This is a genomic window from Pauljensenia sp. 20925_1_25, from assembly GCF_041433955.1.
GTDB lineage: Bacteria > Actinomycetota > Actinomycetes > Actinomycetales > Actinomycetaceae > Pauljensenia.
This window is the reverse complement of record NZ_JAPWCL010000001.1, coordinates 118662-140928: the sequence shown is the minus strand read 5'-3', so window position 1 is coordinate 140928 and position 22267 is coordinate 118662. Positions and strand designations below refer to the sequence as shown.

Below are 22267 nucleotides of genomic sequence, written 5' to 3'. Positions count from 1 at the left end.
GGGTGAGGGGACTCCCGCAGGAACCCCCTCACCCGTCATCAATGCTCAGCGGCGGCGGCGCCTCTTGGCGACCGCACGGCGCTCCGCGCGATTGCCACTCGCCGACGACGAGGCCGACTCACCCTCGGCAGAGCTGTAGCTCACGCGGCTCGGAGCCTTCTCGCGACCCACGTTGCCCATGACGGAGCGGGCATGCGCCACAGCCTCGCGCGCCGCCTCAGAAGCGGCGGATTCGGCGGCGGCCACTTCCTCGACGCTGGGCTCGGCATCCTCCACAGAAGCGGACCGGGCGCTCTGCGCCGAGGCCACGGACGCGCGAGTGATCGAGCCGCCTGCCTCTTCCTCAGCGGCAGCCAGGGCGCGCTCGAACTGCTTGGCGTAGGCGAACACCTGCTGGACGGACTCCTCGCGGATACGCTCAACCATCGCCTGGAACATCTGAGCGCCCTCGTCCTTGTACTCGACGAGCGGGTCACGCTGACCCATCGCACGCAGGCCGATGCCCTCCTTCAGGTAATCCATCTCGTAGAGGTGCTCGCGCCACAGGCGGTCCACCACGGAGATAACGACGCGGCGCTCGAGCGTACGCATGGGTTCCTCGCCCAACTGCGCCTGCGCCAGCGGGTTGGCGTTCATACGATCCTCGGTGTCCGCGTAGACGGCGTGGATGTCGCCAACCAGCTCGTTGACAAGGTCGTCGCGGATCAGGGAGTGCTTGCCACCGTGCTCCTCCTCGACCTCCTCGATGGTGACCGACGGCGGGTAGTAGCCGCGCAGGTTCTCCCACAGGGCACGAAGATCCCATTCGCCGACCGGCTTGTCGGCCACGGCCTCGTCCACCAGGCCCGTGACGAGGGACTCCATGAAGGAGCGCAGCTGCGGCTCCATGTTCTCGCCCTCCAGGACCCTGCGGCGCTCACCGTAGATGGTCTCGCGCTGACCCGTCATGACGTCGTCGTACTTCAGGACGTTCTTACGGATTTCGAAATTGCGTGCCTCCACCTGGTGCTGAGCCGATTGGATAGAACGCGACACGATGCGGTTCTCCAGGGGCAGATCCTCCGGGTAGGCACCCGACGCCATGATGCGCTGGGCCATGCCCGAGTTGAACAGGCGCATCAAGTCGTCTTCCATCGACAGGTAGAAGCGGGACTCGCCCGGGTCGCCCTGACGGCCAGAGCGGCCGCGCAGCTGGTTGTCGATACGACGCGACTCGTGGCGCTCCGAACCGAGCACGTACAGGCCGCCCAGCTCACGCACCTCCTCGCGCTCAGCCTTGACGGCCTCCTCCGCGTCCTTAAGGGCCACGGGCCACGCCTCGCGGTACTCCTCCGGGTCTGCTTTCGGGTCCAGGCCCTCGGCAGCCAAGTTCTTCTGCGCGATGACCTCCGAGTTACCGCCCAGCATGATGTCGGTACCACGGCCGGCCATGTTCGTGGCCACCGTGACCGCGCCCTTGCGACCCGCCATCGCGACGACCTCGGCCTCGCGGGCGTGCTGCTTGGCGTTGAGTACCTCGTGCGGGATGTGCTTCTTCTTGAGCATCTGAGAGAGCAGCTCGGACTTTTCGACCGAGGCGGTACCGATGAGGACAGGCTGGCCGGCCTCGTGACGCTTGACAACGTCCTCGATGATCGCGTTGAGCTTGCCCTTCTCCGTCGGGTAGACGAGGTCGGGCTGGTCCTTGCGGATCATCGGCTTGTTCGTGGGGATCGGGACGACGTCGATCTTGTAGGTCGAGGCAAACTCGGCGGCCTCGGTCTCGGCCGTACCGGTCATGCCCGAGCGCGAACCCTCGGGGTAGAGGCGGAAGTAGTTCTGCAGCGTGATCGTGGCCAGCGTCTGGTTCTCGGCCTTAATCTCCACGCCTTCCTTGGCCTCAATCGCCTGGTGCATGCCGTCGTTGTAGCGACGGCCCGGCAGGACACGACCCGTGTGCTCGTCGACGATGAGGACCTCACCGGCGTCCACGATGTAGTCGCGATCCCTGAAGAACAGCTCCTTCGCGCGGATCGCGTTGTTGAGGAAGCCGATCAGCGGGGTGTTCGCAGCCTCGTACAGGTTCTCCACGCCCAGCTGGTCCTCGACCTTATCGATGCCCGGCTCCAGGATGCCGACAGTCTTCTTCTTCTCGTCGACCTCGTAGTCCTCATCGCGCGTGAGCAGACGCGCGATACGCGCAAACTCGATGTACCAGCGATTCAGGTCGCCGTCTGCGGGACCCGAGATGATGAGGGGGGTACGGGCCTCGTCAATGAGAATCGAGTCGACCTCATCGACGATGACGAAGGCATGGCCGCGCTGGACCATATCCTCGGGCACCTGCGCCATGTTGTCACGCAGGTAGTCGAAGCCGAACTCGTTATTCGTACCATAGGTAATGTCGCAGTCGTACATCTCGCGGCGCTCAGCCGGCGTCTGACCCACCAGGATGCAGCCGCTGGTCAGGCCCAGGAAGTTGTAGACGCGGCTCATGATGTCCGACTGGTACTTCGCCAGGTAATCGTTGACCGTCACGACGTGCACGCCCTTGCCGGTCAGCGCACGCAGGTAGGACGGCATGGTCGCGACCAGCGTCTTACCTTCACCAGTTTTCATTTCCGCGATCTTGCCCTGGTGCAGGGCGATGCCGCCCATGACCTGAACGTGGAAGGGACGCATGCGCAAGATTCGCCACGAGGCCTCACGGACCGTTGCGAAGGCCTCCACCAGGATGTCGTCCAGAGTCTCGCCCTCTTCCAGACGATCCTTGAACTCCTGAGTCTTGGCCTGCAGCTCCTCGTCCGTCAGAGCCTCAAAGTCCTCCTGCATGGCATCAACCTGCGACGCAAGCCGGTCTAGCTTGCGCAGCATGCGGCCTTCGCCCGCGCGAAGGATTTTGTCAATAATCGACACGAATAGCTCCTGACGTTCCTCGCCCGCTCCCTTGTAGAGCAAGCAGTCAAATCCACCCTTTAGTTTACGAACTAACCGCCCAAAGTGGAAACGCCCGCGCAAACATGGACGCATTTAACGCTGACGCGCGAACACGAGGAAGCGCCCCAGGCCGTTCGGCCCGGGGCGCGCCCACATCAATGAACCGTCAGATCGTCGTGTTCAAGCGAAGCACGCCGTACGTCCACCCGTGACGGTGGTAGACGACGCACGGCTGGCTCGTTTCCTTGTCGACGAAGAGGAAGAAGGGGTGGCCGACCATCATCATCTGATCGAGGGCCTCATCCACGCTCATCGGCGGAGCCTCGTGCACTTTCTGGCGCACGATGATGGGGGTATCGCCCCACTGCTCCTCGCGGGCCTCTCCAACCTTGAGGTCCTCCGCGCTACGCAGAGGCTTGGGGGCCTCCGGTTCGGGAGCGACTTCCTCTTCGACAACCGGTGCGACGTCGAGGATTTCGGCTTCAGCCAGGTCACGCGGGTACCTGCGGCGGTGATCCTTCACGCGATCACGCAGGCGGCGCAAGCGCTCGTAGAGCTTGCCGGCAGCAATGTCGACGGCCGCGTAACGGTCAGCAGACTGCGCCTCCGCGCGGATGATCGGTCCCTTGCCGTAGACGGTCAGCTCGATACGCTCAGCGGTGTCGGCCTGGCGGGGGTTACGTTCGTGAGTCAGCTCGACGTCCACGCGCTGCGCGCGCGGGTAGAACTGGGTGATCTTCGAAACCTTCTCCTCCACGTATGCGCGGAAATTCGGGTGAATCTCAGCATTACGTGCGACGACGGTGATGTCCATGTGTTTCCTCCATGGTGTGCGGCGGGCATCGTTGCCCGCGGGTAGGGATTGTTCGGTGCTCGTTGCCCGAACCGTGATCTGAGCTATCACCTCCCGCACTGACGTGACAGGCGTCTGTGCCTCTCACGCTATCGAAAGTCTGTAGCCACATCATAGCACGTCGGTGACCTGCATCATGAGATAAGCCGCGGTCGGCACAGCGCCGCGACCCCGTCCAGGCGTCCCAACGCTCGCTCCATCTCGCGGATCGTCGCACCCGTCGTGACCACGTCATCGACCGCAATAACAATCGTGCCCGTCGGCACAGCCACGCGTGCCCGCATCGCCCCCATACGTCCCACAACGCGCGCTGCCCCCGCCTTGCCCGACTGCGAGCCAGCACCCACGCGCAGGGTCAGCGCGTCCACGACACACACCCGCAGACCGGCCGGAGCCACCGACGCCAACCCGCGCGCGACCCCGCGCGCAAGCGGCAACGCCACCTGTCGCCCCCGCAAGCGCCTACCCCACGACGAGGGCGCTGGCACGACCCATACGCGCACCGCACCGTCTCCCGAGCGCGCCCTCCCATGCAAGGCAACCGTCGCCCCAGCGGGCGTCCCCATCCCGCCCACCGCCTCCCCCAGCGACGCGCCCAGGGTGGCCCCGGCCTCGTCAAGGAAAGCGCTGACATCCGTGCGAGCAGCGTGCTTGGCGGCGAGCACAATCCGGCGCAGCGGCCCCGAGTAGTCACCGAGAACCACGCCGGGAATCGGGACGCGCCTTCCCTCCACCGAGGTGAAGGCGGGAGAAGACGAGGCCAGCGCGCGGCAGGACGGACACAGCACCTCATCCCACGCCAGGCACCCTGCGCACTGGACGGGCAGCAGCGCACCCAGGAATCCCTGCATCAGAGAAGCGCGGCGCGCGCCTGCCATCGGACTCAACCCGCGTAGCGCGCCGACGTCAAGGAAACCGGGGCGTTTTGCCACAGTGCACCTGATCGGAGGAGCACCTGAGCTTTCCCCGCCTCGTCCGTGCCGACGATGACGACCGAGGCCGAGGACGCCCCCGCGCTCATCGACGTCACGTGGATCGGGAGCACCACGGACGAGGGCAACCCGCCCAGAGGCATCGTCACAAGCTGATCGGCCTCGCCGGTGCCTGTCTGCACAGCGAGCACGACGCCCGTTGACGACGTCCATGAGGCATCGATAACGGAGCCGTCGAGGGCAACCTGTTCGAGGGAACGCACCGCGAGCGGGCGACCGCTCAGGCCACGCTCGACGACGCCCAGCCACGCGCTCGGCATCGACCCGCGGATGATGAGTGCCCGCGCGCCGTCAGGAGAGATACGCACCGCGCGGATGTCGCCGGCGCTGTCCGATTCGACGCCGACGCTGAAGGCACCGTCCGCTCCCCCGCCGACGCTCAGCCATGACGCCGAGGTGGCCGGCCCCCATACCCATCCGTAGCGGTCGACCGACGGGCCGAGGGGGGCCTGGCCGGGCAGGAACGCCACGGAGGTCCCGTCCTTCTCGGCGTAGACGCCGTCGGCACCTGTCCACGCCACGAGCGAGGAATCCACGGGCGAAACGGTCGGTGCCCAGGCGTCGGTCGCCGACGCTCGGGGAGCCATCGCAGACGAGGACACAATGCCCACGCCCGACGCGCCAGCGCCCACGAGAGTGTCGAGGGAATACTGTGGCGAGGGCGGGATCGTCTCGGTGTCCAGCGCCTCCCCCGAGAGCGTCACGTTCAGCTGCGCCACATCGGCGGCCTGCTTCAGTGTTCGCGTCAGCTGCCACGCAAGGCTCGTGCGTGCCCCCTCGCTCGAAGGCATCGGCCCGGTCAGCTCCACGTTGGCCACGCCGTCGGCAACCTCCACGCCGTGGGAGGGCAGCGTCGCCCCGGCAGGAATCGCGTTCGACACCGCCGACGCGAGGGACGGGCGAGGACCCGCGATGAGGCCCGCCAGCAAGTGGGAGGCCAGGCGCCGAGACGGGTACCAGCGCGGATCCGCGACCAGATCTGTGCCGTCGGTCGTCGGGAAGTAGAGGTTCGCCAGAGAGTAGGAGGCCGTCAAAGCCGCTCGGCTGACGAGGATCATGTTCTCGGGGGCGTCGATGCGCCACTGCCCGTCCTCACGCACGAGGGTGAAGGTACGCGACACGGTTGACCCATTCGAACGGGTGAGAACGCCCGTCGCGTCGATGCTGGCGACTCCCAGGACGGAAACGTTCACATCCGTCTGCGAGGCTACTTCCGCTCCTGCGTTCACCGACGGCGCTGTGTCCGTGTCGTACACGAGGATCTCGGTTTCCGGCTGCCAGTCGCGCGCGGACGAGGCCGTGAGGAACAGACGGGCCGTCGCGTAGTCGTCCTGCGTGCCCGCGGCGCACGCCCGCAGGAAGTCGGTAACCAGGGTCGAGGCGTCGGAGCCATCCACGGGTCCTTCGGCGGAGAACTGAATGCCGGAGCCGTCGCGCGCGGACACGTCGAAGGTGGTCGGAGCCGAGGACGTCGGCAGGGATGCGCAGCCCGCGAGGGCCAGCGCGGCGCAGGTGACCAGAGCGAGTGCGCGTCTCATTCGTCCTCCCACAGCGTCAGGGGCCATGTGGCGATCTCGTCGCCGGGGTGTTTGGGCAGCGTCATGAGGAACGAGGCTCCCTTCCCGGGTTCGCCGTACGCCTGGAGGCGGCCGCCGTGGATCGCCACGTCCTCGGTCGCGATGGCCAGGCCCAGGCCCGTGCCGCCGGTCGTGCGTGCGCGTGCGGTGTCGGCTCGGTAGAAGCGGTCGAACACGTGGTCGGCGACCTCCTGGGTCATGCCGACGCCCCGGTCGCGCACGCGGCAGGCCACGTCGGTGTCACTCGTGGCCACGGTGATCGTCACGTCTGTCCCGTCGGCGTGTTCGATCGCGTTGACGACCAGGTTGCGGATGACGCGCTCGATGCGGCGCTCGTCGATCTCGGCGGCGGCGCAGCTGGGGGCGTCGATTATCACCGCGACGCCCTGCCGCTGCGCCAGTTCCGCGCAGCCTTCCACGACGCGGGTGACGATGGGGCGCAGGTCGTGTTCTTCGGCATCGAGCAGGGCGCTCGCCGCATCGTAGCGCGAAATTTCGAGGAGGTCGGCGAGCATCTGCTCCATGCGTTCAGTCTGGTCGTGCAGCAGCTCAGCGGAGCGGCGCGCGTGGGCAGGCAGGTCATCGCGGTTGTCCCACACGATCTCTTCGGCCATGCGGATCGTGGTCAGCGGGGTGCGCAGCTCGTGGGAGACGTCGGAGACGAAGCGCTGCTGGAGCTTGGCCAGCTCGTCGTAGCGGGTGATTGTGTCCTGGAGGGAGGAGGTCATCGCGTTGAAGGCCCGTCCCAGGGCCGCCATTTCGTCGGCACCGTGCACCTCGACGCGCACGTCCAGGTCTCCTTCCGCCGCCCTGGTGGCCGCGTGGACGGTCAGGCGCACCGGGAGGAGGAGGCGATGGAGCAGGGCGAACACACCGATGGGCAGCGCCAGGATAATAGGCAGGGAGGTCAGGGCGAGCACGCGTAGAACGACGTCGACCTGGCTCTGGTCGGCTTCCAGCGAGTAGAGGATGTAGAGCTCGTGCGCGCCCGCGCGCGGCAACTGCACCTGAGTGCCCACGAGAATGCCGGGCGAGACCTTGTCGGTAGTGGAGGACCGGATGGCCACCGACTGCCACTGGGCACCGCCCCCAGCCACGGCCTCGCGCATCTGGGGGGTGATGAGGCCGCGCATCTGCTCGTCCTCGACCTGGTTGATACGCAGCGAGGCCGTGGATCCCTCCGCTCGCAGCAGCGCCACGTTGGTCGCGCCAGCGCCGGCGGCGGAGGCTTTCAGCGAGGCCAGGGCACCGCGCGCGGATTCCTGGACTTGGTCGGCGGACGTGGCCGTCGAGGAGGAGAACACCGACTGAGCCGAGGAGAAGCGCAGCGAGGCGTCGGCAAGGATCGCATCCCGGCGCGTCTCGAACATGGAGGTGCGCAGCTGGGAGGCAACAATGACGCCGAAGACGAGGAGGATCACCAGCGCGGCGGCCGTGATGGCCAGTGCGAGCTTAGCCGACAGGGAGTGACGGATGCGGTGGACAAGCTGCGTTGAGCGCAGGGACCTCCATGGCCTCGAAGTCGTGACGGTACGAACGAAGCGCGCCGCGCGGTGGCTACGCACCCGTGCCGGCACGGTACCCAACCCCGCGGACGGTCACGACCAGCTCGGGCTTTTCAGGATCACGTTCGATCTTGGAACGCAGACGCTGGACGTGAACGTTCACCAGTCTGGTGTCGGCGGCGTGCCGGTATCCCCACACCTGCTCGAGGAGTTCCTCGCGGGAGAAGACCTTCCACGGGGAGCGCGCCAGCGTTGCCAGAAGATCGAACTCGAGAGGCGTCAGGGCGATCATGCGCCCGTCGCGTTTCACGATGTGTCCAGCCACGTCGATGGTGAGGTCCTGCAATGTCAGCCCCTCGTCGACCTGCGAGTCCTCGCGGCCGCGCAGGCGTGCGCGCACGCGCGCCACGAGTTCCTTGGGCTTGAAGGGCTTAGGCACATAGTCGTCCGCGCCGGCTTCGAGCCCCGTCACCACGTCCGACGTATCAGAGCGGGCGGTCAGCATCACGATCGGGGTGTCAGAGACGCGGCGAATCGCCCGGCACACGTCGAAGCCGTCCATGCCGGGAAGCATGACGTCGAGGAGGACCAGGTCGGGGTTGTGCTCCTGAAACTGAGACAGAGCCTGGGATCCATCGGAACAAAAGACGACGCTATAGCCCTCGTTCTCGAGGACGATGCCGATCATCTCGGCCAGGGCGACGTCGTCGTCGACGACGAGGATGCACGAACTCATAGTCACGATAGTGTCACGAATCGGTCATGGATGCAGAAGATTCCGTCGGCGGCACGAGCGTTTCTCACTGTCATAAGGTTTCGCACGCTGCGCACCTATGGCAGGATTGAGATCAGGACAACACAGGCAACCTGGAGGTATTGATGAGCTCCCCGTGGACCTCACCCGATCCGACCCAGTACGATCTGGGGCACGCGGACGCTGTTTCACCCCAGAACGGGCAGGCTGCGCAGGCACCCCAGCCCGCTTACCCGGGTCCCTCCGACCAGCCCGCCTTCGCGCCGCCCGGTGCAGGCCCCGCAGGCGTGGCCGCTCCCCAGCCCGCATACGCGGCCCCCGACACACCGGGTAACAGCGCTCCCACCGCATCCGGTTACAGCCAGGCAAGCACGTGGAGTTGGGCTCCCAAACCCGGCATCATCCCGCTGCGCCCGCTCACCCTCACCGACCTGTTCTCCGGATCGTTTTCCGCACTGCGCAAGAACCCCTCGGTACTGTTCGGCTTCACGATCATCGTCATGACTGTCGTGGCGCTGCTCAGCCTGGCGGGAACCATGCTGCCGCTGTTCTCTTTCACGTCGTTGATGGGCGATCTGGACCCGCAGGCCTCCTCCAAGGCTCTACTCGACTCCGCCTATATGTCCGTCGTGTCAACGATCGTCGGCTACATCGCGCTTCTTGCTGGCTCCTTCCTGGCGGGTACCGTGCTCGACGGGGTCCTCTCGGTAGCCGTCTCGCAGCTCGTCATCGGCAAGAAAATCACGTTCAAGCAGTCGTGGGCGCTCGTCAAACCTCGACTCTGGTCGATGCTGGGGGCCTCGTTCCTCTCGATGCTCGCGGTCGGGAGTCCCCTCCTGGTCTTGGTCATCTTGTTCTTCATGTCGCTGTACAGTTGGCCCGGCTCGGATGCATTCTTCAGTTTGTTTGGCCTGTTGCTTGCTCTGGCGGTTCCCGTGGTCTTGGTGAGCTACGTCATCAGTATCCGCTTCCTGTACACGCCGATTTGCGCTGTGCTGGAGGAGAAGGGACCCATCGAGGCCGTTAAGCGCTCGTGGGCGCTGACCTCAGGGTCGTTCTGGGTGACTCTGGGCAGAGTGATCCTGATCAACGTGGTGGTCGGCTTCATCGCGGGCATGATCGTTCAGATCATCGGCGTTGTTGCCGTGATTGTCATGTTCACGATCCTCGCGGATCCCTCTGATCCAAGCAACGTGTGGTCGACGATCATCCTATACGGAGTGATCTCGGCTCTCCAGATGCTCGCCTACTCACTCGTGGTCCCCATCCTGGCGGCGTACCAGACCCTCATGTACGTGGACGAGAAGATCCGCAAGGAGAATTTCGCACCCCTCCTCGCCCACGCAAGCCAGGGCTAGGCGGTGGCGGCCATGTTCGCGTGTGATCCTCCTCTGACGCCCGACGAGGGCGAGGCTCAGTCGTGGCTGAGCGAAGAACTCGCGCGCTCCGTTTACAACACCGATTCGAGCGGTTTTAAGCGTCTCCTCCAATCCGCCTTCACCAAGCTTGCGAACGCGTTCACCTGGCATGAGGTCGATACTCCGCCGATGTCCCTGATCCTGGTGATCCTCGCGATCATTATCATCGCGGCCATCCTGATCGCGGTGATCCTCAACCCGATCCGGTTGCGGATTCGCGCGTCCCACTCGGTATTCGAGGTGGAGGCTACCGAGGAGGATATTCGTCGGTGCTTCGACGAGGCCGTGGCTGCCGAGGATTGGAACCTCGCCTATGTGTGGGCCTACCGTCTGATGGTCGTTGGGTTGGATGAGTGTGAGGTCGTCTCGGCGACGCCGGGCTTGACGGCGCGCGAAGCCGCGGTTGCCGCAACGCGCGTCGTTCCCGATCAGGGGACCGCACTCGGCCATCACGCACGGACATTCGACCGCGTGCGCTACGGGCATTCGTCTGTTGCCGAGCAGGATGTCAACGCGCTGCGCGAGCTGACACCCATTTTGTTGGCTCAGTGCCGAAAGGCGCAGGATCACGCATGAAAGCCACGTCGACTCACGTTGTGACGCCCACGGCGCGCGAGCGCGCGAGTGCAGCGCGCCCCGCGCTCTTGATTATCGCCTTCGTGATCCTTGTTTTCTTCGGGCTTGCCGCGTTGCCTGACGGACGTATGAACGCCGTCCCTGTCGGCATTCGCAACCCAACGGGTGACGGCGCTCGAGCCCTCGCGCAGGTTCTCAAGAAGCATGGGGTCTCGGTGCGTGAAGTGACCGCGAAGCAGGCGGCAACGGTGGGCGAGGATACGACGCTCGTCGTCGTCTTCCCGTCCCGCATGTCACACACCATCGAGCAGGATGTGGAGACGCGCGCCAACGTTGTCTACATCGGCCTGGAGGAAGAATTTGGGAGTTCGCCCGCCTATTTAGACGGACTGTCCGGTGATCGCGGGCCTGCGAGCAGCACGAAGGTCACACCGGCTTGCGCGTCGGAGATCGCGGGACGGGCCGCGGAGATCATCCCGTCCCGGTACTCCGTGTCCGGCGCGGGTGCCAACTGGCAGATGTGTTTCACGGCGGACGGTGAGACCTACGCGTACGCCGAACGAATCCAGGATGGCCGATTCCGCGCCGTCATCCCCGATTCGGTGCGGGTGCGTAACCGAGGGATCCTGGAGGCAGGCAACGCCGCTCTCGCGTTCAACGCAATCGGGCGGACCCCGAAGGTCGCCTGGTATATCGCGTCCCGCACCGACGGTGTGTCGCCAGCCGAGACCACGCCGACTCAGTCCCCCTACCTCGCCCCCGCGTTCCTCACCGTTGCGGGTTCTCTTGCGCTCCTCGCCCTGGCTTTCGGCAGGAGGCTTGGTCCCTTGACGCCCGAGCGTCTGCCCGTCGAGGTGCCCGCCGCCGAGACCCTCATCGGCAAAGCACGTCTCCTACGCACGCAGCGTGCATACGGGCACGCGGCGTCGGCTCTACGCAGCGCGTGCGCCTCGCGCATCGCTTCGTCGCTGGGAGTTTCTACCAGCGCGGATCGCAACGCCCTCACGCAGGCGTTCACGCTTCGAGGCCTGCCACCCTCCCGCTACGAGGCACTCCTGTGGGGTCCGCCCCCCGTCAACGAAGCAGCCCTCGTCCAACTCGCCAACGACCTCGACGCCTTTGAGAAGGAGATCCGCCATGACTAACCCCGTCCCCGGCCCCCGCCAGCCCTACGGCCCCGCGGGTGGCACGCCCACGTCGGGTTCTCCGACGCCATCTGCTCCTTCCGGCGCCTACCCGCCCCAGGGATCCCCGGCCTCGTACCCCGCCCCGACGGGTATCCCCGTGTCGGCTGCGCGCGCGGGCGGACCCGTCTCGTACGCCGCGCCCACGGGCGAAGGCTGGTCAGGCCGAGCCCTCAGCAGCTCCGAGAAGAACACCCAGGAGGCCCTCCTGGCCCTCAAGGCTGAAATCGGCAAGGCCGTCGTCGGTCAGGACGCTGCGATCACCGGTCTCATCGTCGGACTCGTCGCCGGCGGGCATGCCCTGCTCGAGGGTGTGCCGGGCGTGGCCAAGACGCTCCTCGTGCGAACGCTGGCGCGCGCGCTCGACGTCAACATGGCGCGCATCCAGTTCACCCCCGACCTCATGCCTGCCGATATCACCGGCTCCATGATTTGGGACGCGGGACGCTCCGAGTTCGTTTTCCGTGAGGGTCCGGTGTTTACGAACCTGCTCCTCGCCGACGAAATCAACCGAACGCCTCCCAAGACCCAGTCGGCGCTCCTGGAGTCCATGGAAGAACACACGGTTTCCATCGACGGGGCAACCCGCACGCTGCCTGACCCCTTCATGGTCATCGCTACCCAGAACCCCGTCGAATACGAGGGAACCTACCCCCTTCCCGAGGCGCAGCTAGATCGCTTCCTCCTCAAGCTTGAACTGCCTCTACCCTCGCGCGAGGCCGAAATCGACATCATCGCCCGCCACCAGGCTGGCTTCAACCCCCGCTCTCTGGCGGAGGCCGGGATCCGCCCGGTCGCCGGTGCCGCTGACCTCCACGCGGCCCGCGAGGCTGCCGCGCGTGTGGAAGTGGCTCCTGCGGTCATGGCCTACCTCGTCGATATCTGCCGGGCGACCCGCACGTCCCCCGCTGTCCGCCTGGGCGTATCCCCACGTGGTGCGACCGCCCTGCTGCGCACCTCGCGCGTGTGGGCTTTCCTCCAGGGCCGCGGCTTCGTCACCCCCGACGACGTCAAGACGATGGCTCCCTCGACCCTCGCGCACCGTCTCGGGCTGCGCGCCGAGGCGAACCTCGAGGGCATTACCGCGGTCAACGTGATCTCGGGTGTTCTCGCCGCGACCCCGGTCCCCCGCTGAGGCGACCCGTGATCGTCTCAGCGCGCAGCGCGCTCCTCGTTCTCGCCGGACTCATTCCCCTCGCGTTCGCCCCCTCGCGGGCGTTCGCGTGGACATGGTTCGGTCTCGTCGTCGCGGCGTGCATCCTCGACGCACTCGGTGCTCCTTCCCCGCGGACCCTGCGCCTGACGCGTGAGGTGACCGGGCCGATCCGAGCCGACCAGACGACCGAAGCGACGCTGCGTCTGTCCAACACGACGAAACGGCCGATGACCCTGGACGTGCGCGACGCGTGGCCGCCGTCCTTGCACCCCGCCCCGCCGCGCCGTCGCGTACGCATTGGAGCACGCTCGTCTCAGAAAATCATCACGATCCTGGCCCCCACGCGCCGCGGCACCCGCCACGCGGACGTCGTCACCATCCGCTCCTGGGGGCCGCTGCACCTGGGCGCGCGCCAGGTCTCACTCAAGGCCCCACTCACCCTGTCGGTCCTGCCGGAGTTCAAGGCGCGTGTCTTGCTGCCCTCGCGTCTGGCGCGCCTGCACGAACTGGAAGGCACCACACCGACGACGCTGCGCGGAGCCGGCACCGAGTTCGATTCCCTGCGCGCCTACGTCGAGGGCGACGACCCTCGCGACATCGACTGGCGGGCATCCGCCCGCTCCCCCGAACTCATGGTTCGCCAGTGGCGCCCCGAACGCGACCGCCATGTCGTGATCGTCGTTGACTGCGGGCGCGCCTCCTCCGCGCTGCTGGGAGCACCAGTGCGCATGGAGGTCGACTCCATCGCACTTGGCTGCGCGCCCCGCCTGGATTCTGCCATCGAGACGGCTCTGCTCCTCGCCGCCCTGGCTGATCGCGCGGGCGATAAGGTGCACGTCCTGGCCGTGGACTCGCGCGTGCGCGCCCGCGTGTCCGGCGTGCGCGGCGCGAAAATCATTGAGTCACTCGCGCACGCCTTTACGGATATTTCGCCGCGCCTCGACGTCACCGACTGGACCGAGGCCGCGGCAGCGGTCGAGCAAACCGTCCGTCATCCCGCCTTCGTCGTCCTCGCCACGAAAATCCCGCCCGCCGGCATGGAAACCGAATTTACGGACGCGGTAGCGCGCCTCGCCGAGCGCCACACGGTGCTCGTCGCGTCAGCCACCGACCCCGACGAGCTGAGGGCCAGGAGCGGTCGAAGCGACGCCGAAGAAGTTTTCCTGGCTGCCTCTGCCGCGCTCGCCGAACGCGCCGACGAGGCCGGAGCAGCAGACGTGCGTCTCGCCGGCGCCTTGACCCTCCAGGCGTCCGCAGACCTGCTACCCGCACGTACGGCCGACCGCTACATTGACCTCAAGAAGAGCGGTCGACTCTAAGCCCGAGCGTCACCGAGCGGCTGCACCCGCGCGACCGTGGCCTCGTCCCTGGGGCACAGGGATGAGGCCGCGCAGTCCGTTCACCCAGCGACCGGCTGGTAATAGCCCGCGTCGATGCCCACATCCGCGCTGGCACCGGCCCGGTGCGCTCGCCGCCCCAGGATCAGGATGTACCCCCACGTCGCCGCGGTCAGCGCCACTCCAAGGCCAATCTTCACGGCGTCCGGCACGACATACGAGGGCGTCACAAACCCCTCCAGGAAGCCTGAGCCAGCCAAGAGGATCGCGCATCCCACCGCCACCGTCATCGCTTCGCGCGCGGCCTTCCCCACGGCTTGGAACCTCGTCATGGCACCCGGCACAAGCAGCGCCCAGAAAATCCTGAGTCCCGCAGCGACCGAGATAAACACAGCCGTCAGCTCAGGCAGACCATGCGGCAAAATGAAGCGGAAGAAGTGCCACACGCCCCCATACTCGAACACCACCGCAGCCGACGTGCCCAACGAGGTGGCGTTTTGCCACAGAACCCACAGCGGATACACGCCCGTAATGCCGGAGATGATCGACTGGAAGGCAATCCAGGCGTTGTTCGCCCACACGGACATGCCGAACTCCAGGTGCGTGTCCTGATGGTAGTAGAAGACAAACGATTGCTTGGCGTAGGTCCTCAGCATCTCGGGGCTTCCCAGCTCGTTCATGGCCTCAGGAGTCGTCATCAGATAGTGCACCTGGATCGCACACAGAGCGATGAACGCCGCCATGACGCCCAGGATCACCCACCGGATCCGATAGAGCGCCAGAGGCAGGGAGACGACGAAAAACGTCGCGATCACGCGGCCCGTGAGTCCCCCGGTGCCCGCCAGGCGCCCGCGGGCCGCCGAGAGAAGCCGGGAAAGCTCCGCGATCACATCGGGGTCGGGGCTGTGCGTGCGCACCCGCGCCAGGTCAGTGGTCGCTGATCGGTAGAGCCGATCAAGCTCGTCAATATCCGTGCCACTCAACGTACGCTGACGAGTCAGTTCGTCGAGGCGCTTCCACTCGTCTTTTCCGCTTACCCGCAGCACATCGATGTCCATTGGACTAGCGTGTCACATATGAGCGCGCAACGCAGTCAGTCGGACACCCTTCAGGACGATTACGTCCGCACCGGCGAGGCGGTGAGCCTCGACGTCACGCCTGCCTCCCCGATGGAGCGCTTCGCCGCTGCCGTTTTCGATGCGACCGTGTACATGGGAAGCGCGTTTCTGCTCCTCGCGCTGACCGCACGGTCGTGGGGCACGATGTCCTATTCGTCCCTGCGTGTCTTCTTCATCGCCGTGATCGCAAGCGTCACGTTCTTCGTTCCGTTCGCCATCGAGATCGCGACCCGTGGTCGATCACTGGGTAAGTGGGCGCTGAACCTGCGCGTCGTACGCGACGACGGCGGCCCAGTGACTGCCCGCCACAGCGCGGTCCGAATCGGGGCCGGGGTCGTCGAAAATTGGATGTTAGCGGGCGGCCTCGCCTTCGCGGCGGAAATGCTCAACGCGAAAGGCAAACGTCTGGGCGATCTCGCAGCGGGAACGATGGTGTGTTCGCAGGGCGCATCGGTGTTCTACCCGCCGCTCATCATGCCTCCGGGTCTTGAACAGTGGGGGGCCACCGCGACGATCCTGCCCCTCGACGATGCACTCGTCGCCGAAGCACGCGCCTTCCTCGGGACGAACAGGGGCCTCAACCCGGTTCTGAGGGAACAGGTTGCCACCTCCCTCGCGGAGCGCTTGTCCGCGCGCGTCCAGACTCCACTGCCTGAAGGACTCCACCCTGAGCTTGTGATTGCCGCCGTGCTGGTTGCCCGCAGGGATCGAGTGTGGACGCGCGAGGTCGAGCGCCGAGCCCGCGGACGGCAGCGTTTCCACGAGGCCACACAGGCACGCTTTGGCCTCTAGGGTTCAGTCGTCGCTTGCGCCGTCCTCGCCGTCGACGACGGTGAACTGGGCGCGCCTTCGCGCGTAGGGGCTGGAGGGGTCCAGGGGACTGGACGTGTCAGGCCTTCCCACCGAACGTGCAGAGTTGAAGGGGCCGGTGCGCGTCGAACGCTTCTCGGAGGACGAGGCCGGGGCGTGCTTCGCTTCTTGCGCAACCCTGCGCACGGCGTCGACGAGGGCGGCCAGATCGTCGACCGAGGGCGGAGCCGGCTCAAAGTTGGTGGCCAGGCGTACGACCTGCCACCCGAGGGGTGCCTTGAGGTTCTGGGCGTGTTCGTCGCACAGATCGTAGGAATTGGGGTCGGCGACGGTGGCGAGCGGGCCGACGACGACCGTCGAATCACGATAGTCGTAGGTGAGGGTAGCGACAGCGACGGCAGAGCAGCCGGGCTTCGAGCAGTGTCGTTGGGCAATCACGCACCTAAGAGTACGACACTCTATGCCCGTATCGCGCGCTCCAGCACACCATAGTTTTACCCTGGTGGAGTGTTTCCGACCAGACGTCATGTCATGAGCCGCGACCGCCATGGTCGGGGCCCCCGCGGACCCCTCTTTTTCCCTGGGACGCCGGCGTGGCGTACACGGCGAGAGGACTTCGACCTCATGGTCGCGGACCTCGTCAGCGAGCTGATCGGCCGCTGGCCGCAGGTGGCGACGATCGAATTCGCCGTGGAGGATGTTCCCCCGTCAAATCCGGCAGCGTGGGAATCGCATAACGTGGTCGTGGCCCGTATTTTTCCGGCGGATCGACGCCGTGGCCTGCGTGATCGGATCGTCGTCTATCGGCTGCCGATCACCCTGCGTTGCCCGCCCGAAGAGGTGGGCACGATGACCAGGCGAGTTCTCGTGGAACGTATCAGCCATATCCTGGCGCTGCCGCCAGACGAGATCGACGACGCGATGCATTGACGGCGCGCAGGCACCCCAGTCGTTCACTGGCACGCGCGAGCGCCACGTGCGGGCATCCGCACCTCAGTTGACGGTACGGATGGATCCGGAGACAGCGCTGATGCCCTCGGTACCGACGTTCCACGTGGTCGTCATGCGGCCCACGGCAGTGTCTGCGGAAATGACGACGGCGGCCTGGATCGGCGTGGGCGCGCTCACCTGTCCGGCTGCCTCGGGCAGCTCAACCAGGGTCGGAACGCCGGGTGCCAGGTAGAGGGTACGGCCACCGAGCGTGACGGGGACAGCGCCAGGACTCGATGCGCTGACACCGGTGGACTGCGCGTCGCCCGCGTCGCCGGTCGGCGTGGGACTCGGCGAGGGGGAAGCCCAGATATTGGGGGTCACCGCGGGCGTGGGAGCGGCCGACTGCTCGCCGTCGCCGTTCTCCTGAGCCACGGCCTCGTCACCGTCTGTGACGGGCGCATAGAGCAGGAGGCTCGCGTGCGTCGAGCTGACACCGGACTTGGTCTCGAGCGATGTCTGGCGTATCGGTTTCGTCGACAGGACCGAAGACGCCATGGTTTCCAGCGACGCGCGGCCCGGAATCACAGCCTGCGTCAGAAGGGTGGCGGGCGCGGCGCTGGAGCGCATAATCCACGCATTGGCACGCTCCGCCCACGGGGCACCGAGCGTGATCGTGGTCGTCTGAGCAACCACCTCGCGATCAGAACTGACGATCAGGGCAATTGGAGTGGAATCCTTCGAAGCACCATCGAGAGGCATCTCCAAGGTTGACCCCTCGGCGACGGTAGCATTGCCACCGCCCAGGGGATGTACGCCCGTCGAATCTGCAACCGATACGCTCACATGCGCATCCCCGGAGGGCGACACCAGGCGCAGCAGCGACGTGCCCTTGGGGTCAACGCCGAGGATCGTCTGCGTCGTCGCGGGGGCAATCGCGGAGGCCAGCGTCGTGCCCTGGGGAACCTCCCCGTTCATGAGGGACGCCTGAGCCCAGGCACTGACCCCTCCCCCGTCGGCCTGCACGTGGACTGCCAGGGAGTTTTCATCGGGGAACCAGCCTGCCAACAGGACAGATACCGACGAGTTCGCGGCAACCGTCACCTGACGCGGAGCCGCATTGAGCGGACCGAACGCCCCGTAGCCATCGACACTGACGACCGAAGCCGTCGGGCCAGGATTGGAGAGAATGAGGACCATGTCAGCACCCGACGTGGTCGCACCGACCGCGATCCACTGGGAGGTGCGGGGGGCCGCGCAGCCGACGGCACTGAGTCCTGCGAGTTCACCGCCGCCCTGGCCGACAAGCGTCAGGCCCGTCGGGATGACGCCGCCGGTACCCGTGATCGAGGCCGGCGCGGGCGTGATCGGAGCGGACGAAAGGGACGACCACGTGGCGGCCGTCGCGACATTGCTGGTGTTAAAAGGATCCACGAGGGCCGTCGGACAGGCGAGCTGCACCTGCGAGGGGTGCGCGCTCTGCGCGGTACCATCGACGCTCGCGGGAACGGACCCGACGAGCAGGGATCCGGTGGCCAGCGCGGCGGCCGCAATCCCGGCGACACCGAGCGCGGCCAGGGTGGCGGTCCGGGGCGTTGTCATCTCTTCCTCCACACGGATAGGGCGCTGGCGGCCACAACCACCAGGCAGATGCCCGCGCCGACGCGCCACGGAATGATCCACCAGGCACTGTAGGTCACTGTCAGGTGACCGGCGGCGGGCATGTCGAAGGCTTGAGCCCATCCGTCGACCGGGTCGGTGGGCGTCAGGGCCACGCCGTCGACGCTGGCCCTCCAGCCGGAGTCCGCGCGCTCGGCCAGGACGAGGGTGCCAGACGCGTCGACGTTGCCGTCTACGCGCAGCTGCGAGGAGCCAACGTCGGTGGTGATGCCGCCGGAGGATTCGACGCGCACGCGCGAGGGCTTGAGCGCGCTCGGGCGCACGCGCCACACGATACCGCTGTTGGTGGTTCCGACCTTCTCGAGGCCGCCCGCGCGGTCGAGGCCGAACGCGAGCGCCTGTGCGCCGCTGGCACCGTAGGGCACGAGAATCGTGTCAACGTCGTGGGCGGCGAGCGTCGCAACGGTCGCGTCGTCGGGGTAGACGACCAGGGTGTACGCGGCCTGCGCGAGCGAGGCCGTAGCGGGATCGTCAAGAGTCCCGGTGATCGCGCCTGCGCGGGCGTGAGACAGCGCGAGTGCCCGCACGGCCGGCGAGGCATCCGTCAGGGATCGGCCGTTCCCTCGCCACAGGGCGGCATTGACAGTGCCATTCGTGGGGTCGCCGTCGAGGACGAGGACGCGTCCGGCACGAGACGAACGCTGCGCTTGGGAACCGACCGCAGAGATGATGGGTGTCGCGACCGGCGAGACCGTCTCACGCTGGGCGAGCGCGTAGGTCGGAGTGTCGGAGGCATCTCCTCGGGTCGCGAACGAGACCGCCGACTGGGTGGCACCGATGCCGACGAGGATCAGGGCAAGAAGGGTTGTGCCTCCCCGCCGGAGAACAGAAACCGAGGCATCCCACGCGAGGCGCTCGCCGTCCTCGTCCTTCATCGGCGCGATGAGCTGGCTAGCGGCGAGCAGGAGCAGTCCGAAGGACACCGAGAAGGCGGGGGATGTCCAGGCTGAGGCGACGAGGGCGCCATCGAGTCCGACCCCGACGTGCGAGGCTGCCCATCCACACAGCGCGGCAACGAGCGCGGCGCTCAGCGCCGTCACAAGGGCGGTCGTGCGATGACGCGCGACGGCCAGGAGAGCAAGGAGCGCGACACCTCCACCAAGGACGCCGGAAGCGATCAGATCGAGTGTGCTCTGAGGGGCAGCCGGCATTCCGAGGAAAGCGAACCACGAGGACGCGCGAGTGTACGCGTGGACCCCACCGGTCGTCGAGGTCAGGGCCACCCACGCCGACGGGTGAACAAGAATGCTCAAGTAGGTAGGAGCGACGACCACAGCCGCGGGCAGGGCGACGATGCTCCGCCGGCGCGAGCTCCACATGAGCGCCGCGACGCTCAGGGGCAGAGTCCACGGGGCGCAGCAGGCCAGGACGAGGACGGCCAGGCCCGCGCAGCCCGCGTTCACGCCGCGTGGATTGGTCGGTGCGGCCTCGACACCGGAGGCACTCGCGACCATGAGGGGTGCGACGGCAGACACGCAGTACGCGGCCAGAATCGGCAGGGCAACGTGCGCGAGGGTTCCGGCCAGGACCCCGTGTGCCGCACTCATGAGCAGAGCCGGGGACAGCGCCCACGCGAGGGACACGAGGAAGCGCACGCGCAGCGAAGTCGTGAGGCAACGGGTGGGCACCCATGCGGCCATCGCGGCAAGCGGCGATGATGCGACGAGCAGGAAAGTCGCCACCGCGCCTGGCGTGACTCCCAGAGGCGCGACGGGAGCGCTGAGCAGCGCCATGAGGATGGTCAGCGGATCGGCTCCCCCGGCGTATCCATCGCCGCCGGGAATCCACCCGGCCCATGCGGCGCTCCACAGATCCCACCACGAGGCGGGCAGGGAGACCCAGGCTCCGCCGACGAGTCCAGATGCGGCACCCCACCATTGGAGACCCGCAATCATCGAGGTCACAATGAGGAGTGCCAGTCCGGTCGACGCGGATCGGATCCGGTAGCTGCGCATGGATGCGACGACCAGGGGATCGATACGCTCGCCGTTGTCGTCCTCTTCCTCACCGGCGGGTTCTTTGCGCAGGGCCGCGGGCGCGATCTCAAGGGCACGCAGCGAGGAACGCGGCACCGTACGCGACTGCGCGGCGCGAGCCCTGCCAGCGAGAAGACGTGGCGTCGCAGCCACGAGAGAGAGCAGCGCGGCAATTTCAGGCAGAGCCAGGGTGGCTCGCCCGGTGACGAAGCGCCCCAGGGCGCGCGCGGGAGTCCACAGGAGAAGCCACAGGGCAAGGAACGGAAGGGCAAGAGCGGGTACGGCCTTGCACCAGTTGTACATCTGGGCGGCGCGACGCCGACGGAACGACTTGGCTTGCGCGGAGGCGAGCCGAGCCACGGCCTCGGGACTATCAGCGTCCTCCCACAGGGCCGAGGCCTGGGTCGGGTCGATCCCGGGAGTCATCGACGTGCGGGCATGGCGCACGCGGGCTCGGGGAGCCACGATGACGCGATACCCGGCCAGGTGAAGGCGTCGGCCCATGTCGAGGCCGTCGCCGAAGGGTCCTAGAGCGGGGTCGAATCCACCGATGGTGTCATACGCCTCGGCGCGCAGGAACATACCCGCCGTGCCGACGCCGAGGACGTCGGTCGTGCCGTCATACTGGCCCTGATCAATCTCATCGTCGCCGATACGCTCCAGGCGACGCGCACTTGCCGTCGCAAAGATACCCAGTTCCAGCAGGCGCGAGCCGTCCCACGACAACTGTTTCACACCGACGGCACCCACGGTCTTGCCGACGGTACCCGCCTGAACGAGTTCGCTCAAGCACTCTGGCTCGGGGGCGGAGTCATCGTGGAGGATCCACCACCAGGGTTCGGAAGCGAAGGGGGCACCTTGAGCGTACGCACGGCGGATTGCGTCGCCCAGATTACGTGCGCGTCCGACGCGCACGAGTTCGGCCCCACGGGGTACGCGGTCGGCGGGAAACGGTGTGACACGACGGCCTGCAACATCGATGATGGTAAGCGAACGCGGGGCCATCGATTGATTCTCGATGGCCCGCAGAACGGACTGAGTGAGCGGCGCGTCCCCCCTGGTGACAAGGATCGCGCCGACGGCACGCGAAGCGGGACTCAACCGGCCATACGGCGCAAGCGCCGCCTCTCGCGTTCCGACATGCCACCCCAAATGCCGAAACGCTCATCGTTAGCGAGGGCATACTCAAGGCAATCTTCGCGAACCTGGCAGGCCTGACAAACTGCCTTCGCTTCGCGAGTGGAGCCGCCCTTCTCGGGGAAGAAAGCTTCGGGATCCGTCTGAGCACACAGCGCGTGCTGCTGCCACGCAAGGGGGCCGTCGATGCGGGCGTACAGCACCGCGTCGGCATCCTCGGACCACTCGAGAGGTCCGTCGCCGAAGATGTTCCACATTGCGGGAGCTCCTTATAACGAATCGATCAATACGAGAATTACACGCGTGTCAATGCAGGAAGTCAAGCTGTTTCGCGTTATTGAGACCTCA

General features: G+C 66.6%; 18 protein-coding genes. 7 read left to right on the top strand and 11 right to left on the bottom strand.

All coding sequences use genetic code 11. From position 1 onward, the window contains the following. Nucleotides 1-45: 45 nt before the first annotated feature. From secA to mtrA, 6 genes are all read right to left on the bottom strand, one after another. Complete coding sequence (gene secA / locus O3932_RS00700; RefSeq protein ID WP_371535484.1) at nt 46-2895, bottom strand: preprotein translocase subunit SecA; 2850 nt, start codon at nt 2893-2895, stop codon at nt 46-48. A gap of 187 nt (nt 2896-3082) precedes the next feature. Further along, complete coding sequence (gene hpf, locus O3932_RS00695; protein ID WP_009647860.1) at nt 3083-3730, bottom strand: ribosome hibernation-promoting factor, HPF/YfiA family; 648 nt, start codon at nt 3728-3730, stop codon at nt 3083-3085. A gap of 173 nt (nt 3731-3903) precedes the next feature. Further along, entirely contained in the window at nt 3904-4701 is a 798-nt protein-coding gene (locus tag O3932_RS00690; RefSeq protein WP_371535481.1) for a ComF family protein, read from the bottom strand. Further along, nucleotides 4653-6299, bottom strand: a complete 1647-nt coding sequence (locus O3932_RS00685) for a GerMN domain-containing protein (RefSeq protein WP_371535478.1) — start codon at nt 6297-6299, stop codon at nt 4653-4655. The genes O3932_RS00690 and O3932_RS00685 overlap by 49 nt, the downstream gene beginning before the upstream one ends. Beyond that, nucleotides 6296-7903 carry an MtrAB system histidine kinase MtrB gene (gene mtrB / locus O3932_RS00680; protein ID WP_009647878.1) on the bottom strand — a complete coding sequence of 536 codons (1608 nt, stop codon included), beginning with the start codon at nt 7901-7903 and terminating at the stop codon, nt 6296-6298. Before mtrB ends, O3932_RS00685 begins: the two co-directional genes overlap by 4 nt. Continuing rightward, a complete protein-coding gene (mtrA, locus tag O3932_RS00675) occupies nt 7896-8579 on the bottom strand; it encodes an MtrAB system response regulator MtrA (RefSeq protein WP_371535476.1) in 684 nt (227 codons plus the stop codon). The genes mtrB and mtrA overlap by 8 nt, the downstream gene beginning before the upstream one ends. Before the next feature lie 143 nt (nt 8580-8722). Between mtrA and O3932_RS00670 the strand changes: the two genes are divergently transcribed. From O3932_RS00670 to O3932_RS00650, 5 genes are read left to right on the top strand one after another with little or no spacing between them, the layout of a single operon-like run. Beyond that, nucleotides 8723-9955 (top strand): glycerophosphoryl diester phosphodiesterase membrane domain-containing protein, encoded by a 1233-nt coding sequence (locus O3932_RS00670; RefSeq protein WP_371535473.1) that lies wholly within the window; start codon nt 8723-8725, stop codon nt 9953-9955. A 12-nt stretch (nt 9956-9967) separates the two neighbouring features. Further along, nucleotides 9968-10591, top strand: coding sequence for a DUF4129 domain-containing protein (locus O3932_RS00665; protein WP_291448651.1), 624 nt, complete (start codon nt 9968-9970; stop codon nt 10589-10591). After that, the gene (locus O3932_RS00660) at nt 10588-11736 is read left to right on the top strand and encodes a DUF4350 domain-containing protein (protein WP_371535470.1); all 1149 of its coding nucleotides are present in this window, start codon (nt 10588-10590) and stop codon (nt 11734-11736) included. The genes O3932_RS00665 and O3932_RS00660 overlap by 4 nt, the downstream gene beginning before the upstream one ends. After that, complete coding sequence (locus O3932_RS00655) at nt 11729-12910, top strand: AAA family ATPase (protein WP_371535467.1); 1182 nt, start codon at nt 11729-11731, stop codon at nt 12908-12910. Before O3932_RS00660 ends, O3932_RS00655 begins: the two co-directional genes overlap by 8 nt. An 8-nt stretch (nt 12911-12918) precedes the next feature. After that, on the top strand, nt 12919-14250 hold the full coding sequence (locus O3932_RS00650) for a DUF58 domain-containing protein (RefSeq protein ID WP_296504979.1): 1332 nt from the start codon (nt 12919-12921) through the stop codon (nt 14248-14250). 80 nt (nt 14251-14330) lie between these two features. On the opposite strand, the gene O3932_RS00645 is transcribed toward O3932_RS00650, so the two are convergent. After that, nucleotides 14331-15326 carry a stage II sporulation protein M gene (locus O3932_RS00645; RefSeq protein ID WP_347715487.1) on the bottom strand — a complete coding sequence of 332 codons (996 nt, stop codon included), beginning with the start codon at nt 15324-15326 and terminating at the stop codon, nt 14331-14333. Between the two features lie 18 nt (nt 15327-15344). On the opposite strand from O3932_RS00645, the gene O3932_RS00640 reads away from it, so the two are divergent. After that, the gene (locus O3932_RS00640; RefSeq protein ID WP_371535464.1) at nt 15345-16178 is read left to right on the top strand and encodes an RDD family protein; all 834 of its coding nucleotides are present in this window, start codon (nt 15345-15347) and stop codon (nt 16176-16178) included. 3 nt (nt 16179-16181) lie between these two features. Here the strand turns inward: O3932_RS00640 and O3932_RS00635 are convergent, their stop codons facing one another. After that, a complete protein-coding gene (locus O3932_RS00635) occupies nt 16182-16634 on the bottom strand; it encodes a DUF3499 domain-containing protein (RefSeq protein WP_009647866.1) in 453 nt (150 codons plus the stop codon). Nucleotides 16635-16820: 186 nt separating this feature from the next. Between O3932_RS00635 and O3932_RS00630 the strand changes: the two genes are divergently transcribed. Beyond that, nucleotides 16821-17126, top strand: a complete 306-nt coding sequence (locus O3932_RS00630) for a metallopeptidase family protein (RefSeq protein ID WP_009647891.1) — start codon at nt 16821-16823, stop codon at nt 17124-17126. A 63-nt stretch (nt 17127-17189) separates the two neighbouring features. On the opposite strand, the gene O3932_RS00625 is transcribed toward O3932_RS00630, so the two are convergent. Genes O3932_RS00625 through O3932_RS00615 form a run of 3 tightly spaced genes read right to left on the bottom strand, consistent with a single transcriptional unit; the run spans nt 17190 to nt 22176 of the window. Beyond that, entirely contained in the window at nt 17190-18728 is a 1539-nt protein-coding gene (locus O3932_RS00625; protein ID WP_371535462.1) for a DUF5719 family protein, read from the bottom strand. Further along, complete coding sequence (locus O3932_RS00620; protein ID WP_371535460.1) at nt 18725-21883, bottom strand: glycosyltransferase; 3159 nt, start codon at nt 21881-21883, stop codon at nt 18725-18727. The genes O3932_RS00625 and O3932_RS00620 overlap by 4 nt, the downstream gene beginning before the upstream one ends. Beyond that, nucleotides 21880-22176, bottom strand: a complete 297-nt coding sequence (locus O3932_RS00615; protein WP_009647886.1) for a WhiB family transcriptional regulator — start codon at nt 22174-22176, stop codon at nt 21880-21882. Before O3932_RS00615 ends, O3932_RS00620 begins: the two co-directional genes overlap by 4 nt. Nucleotides 22177-22267 lie beyond the last annotated feature (91 nt).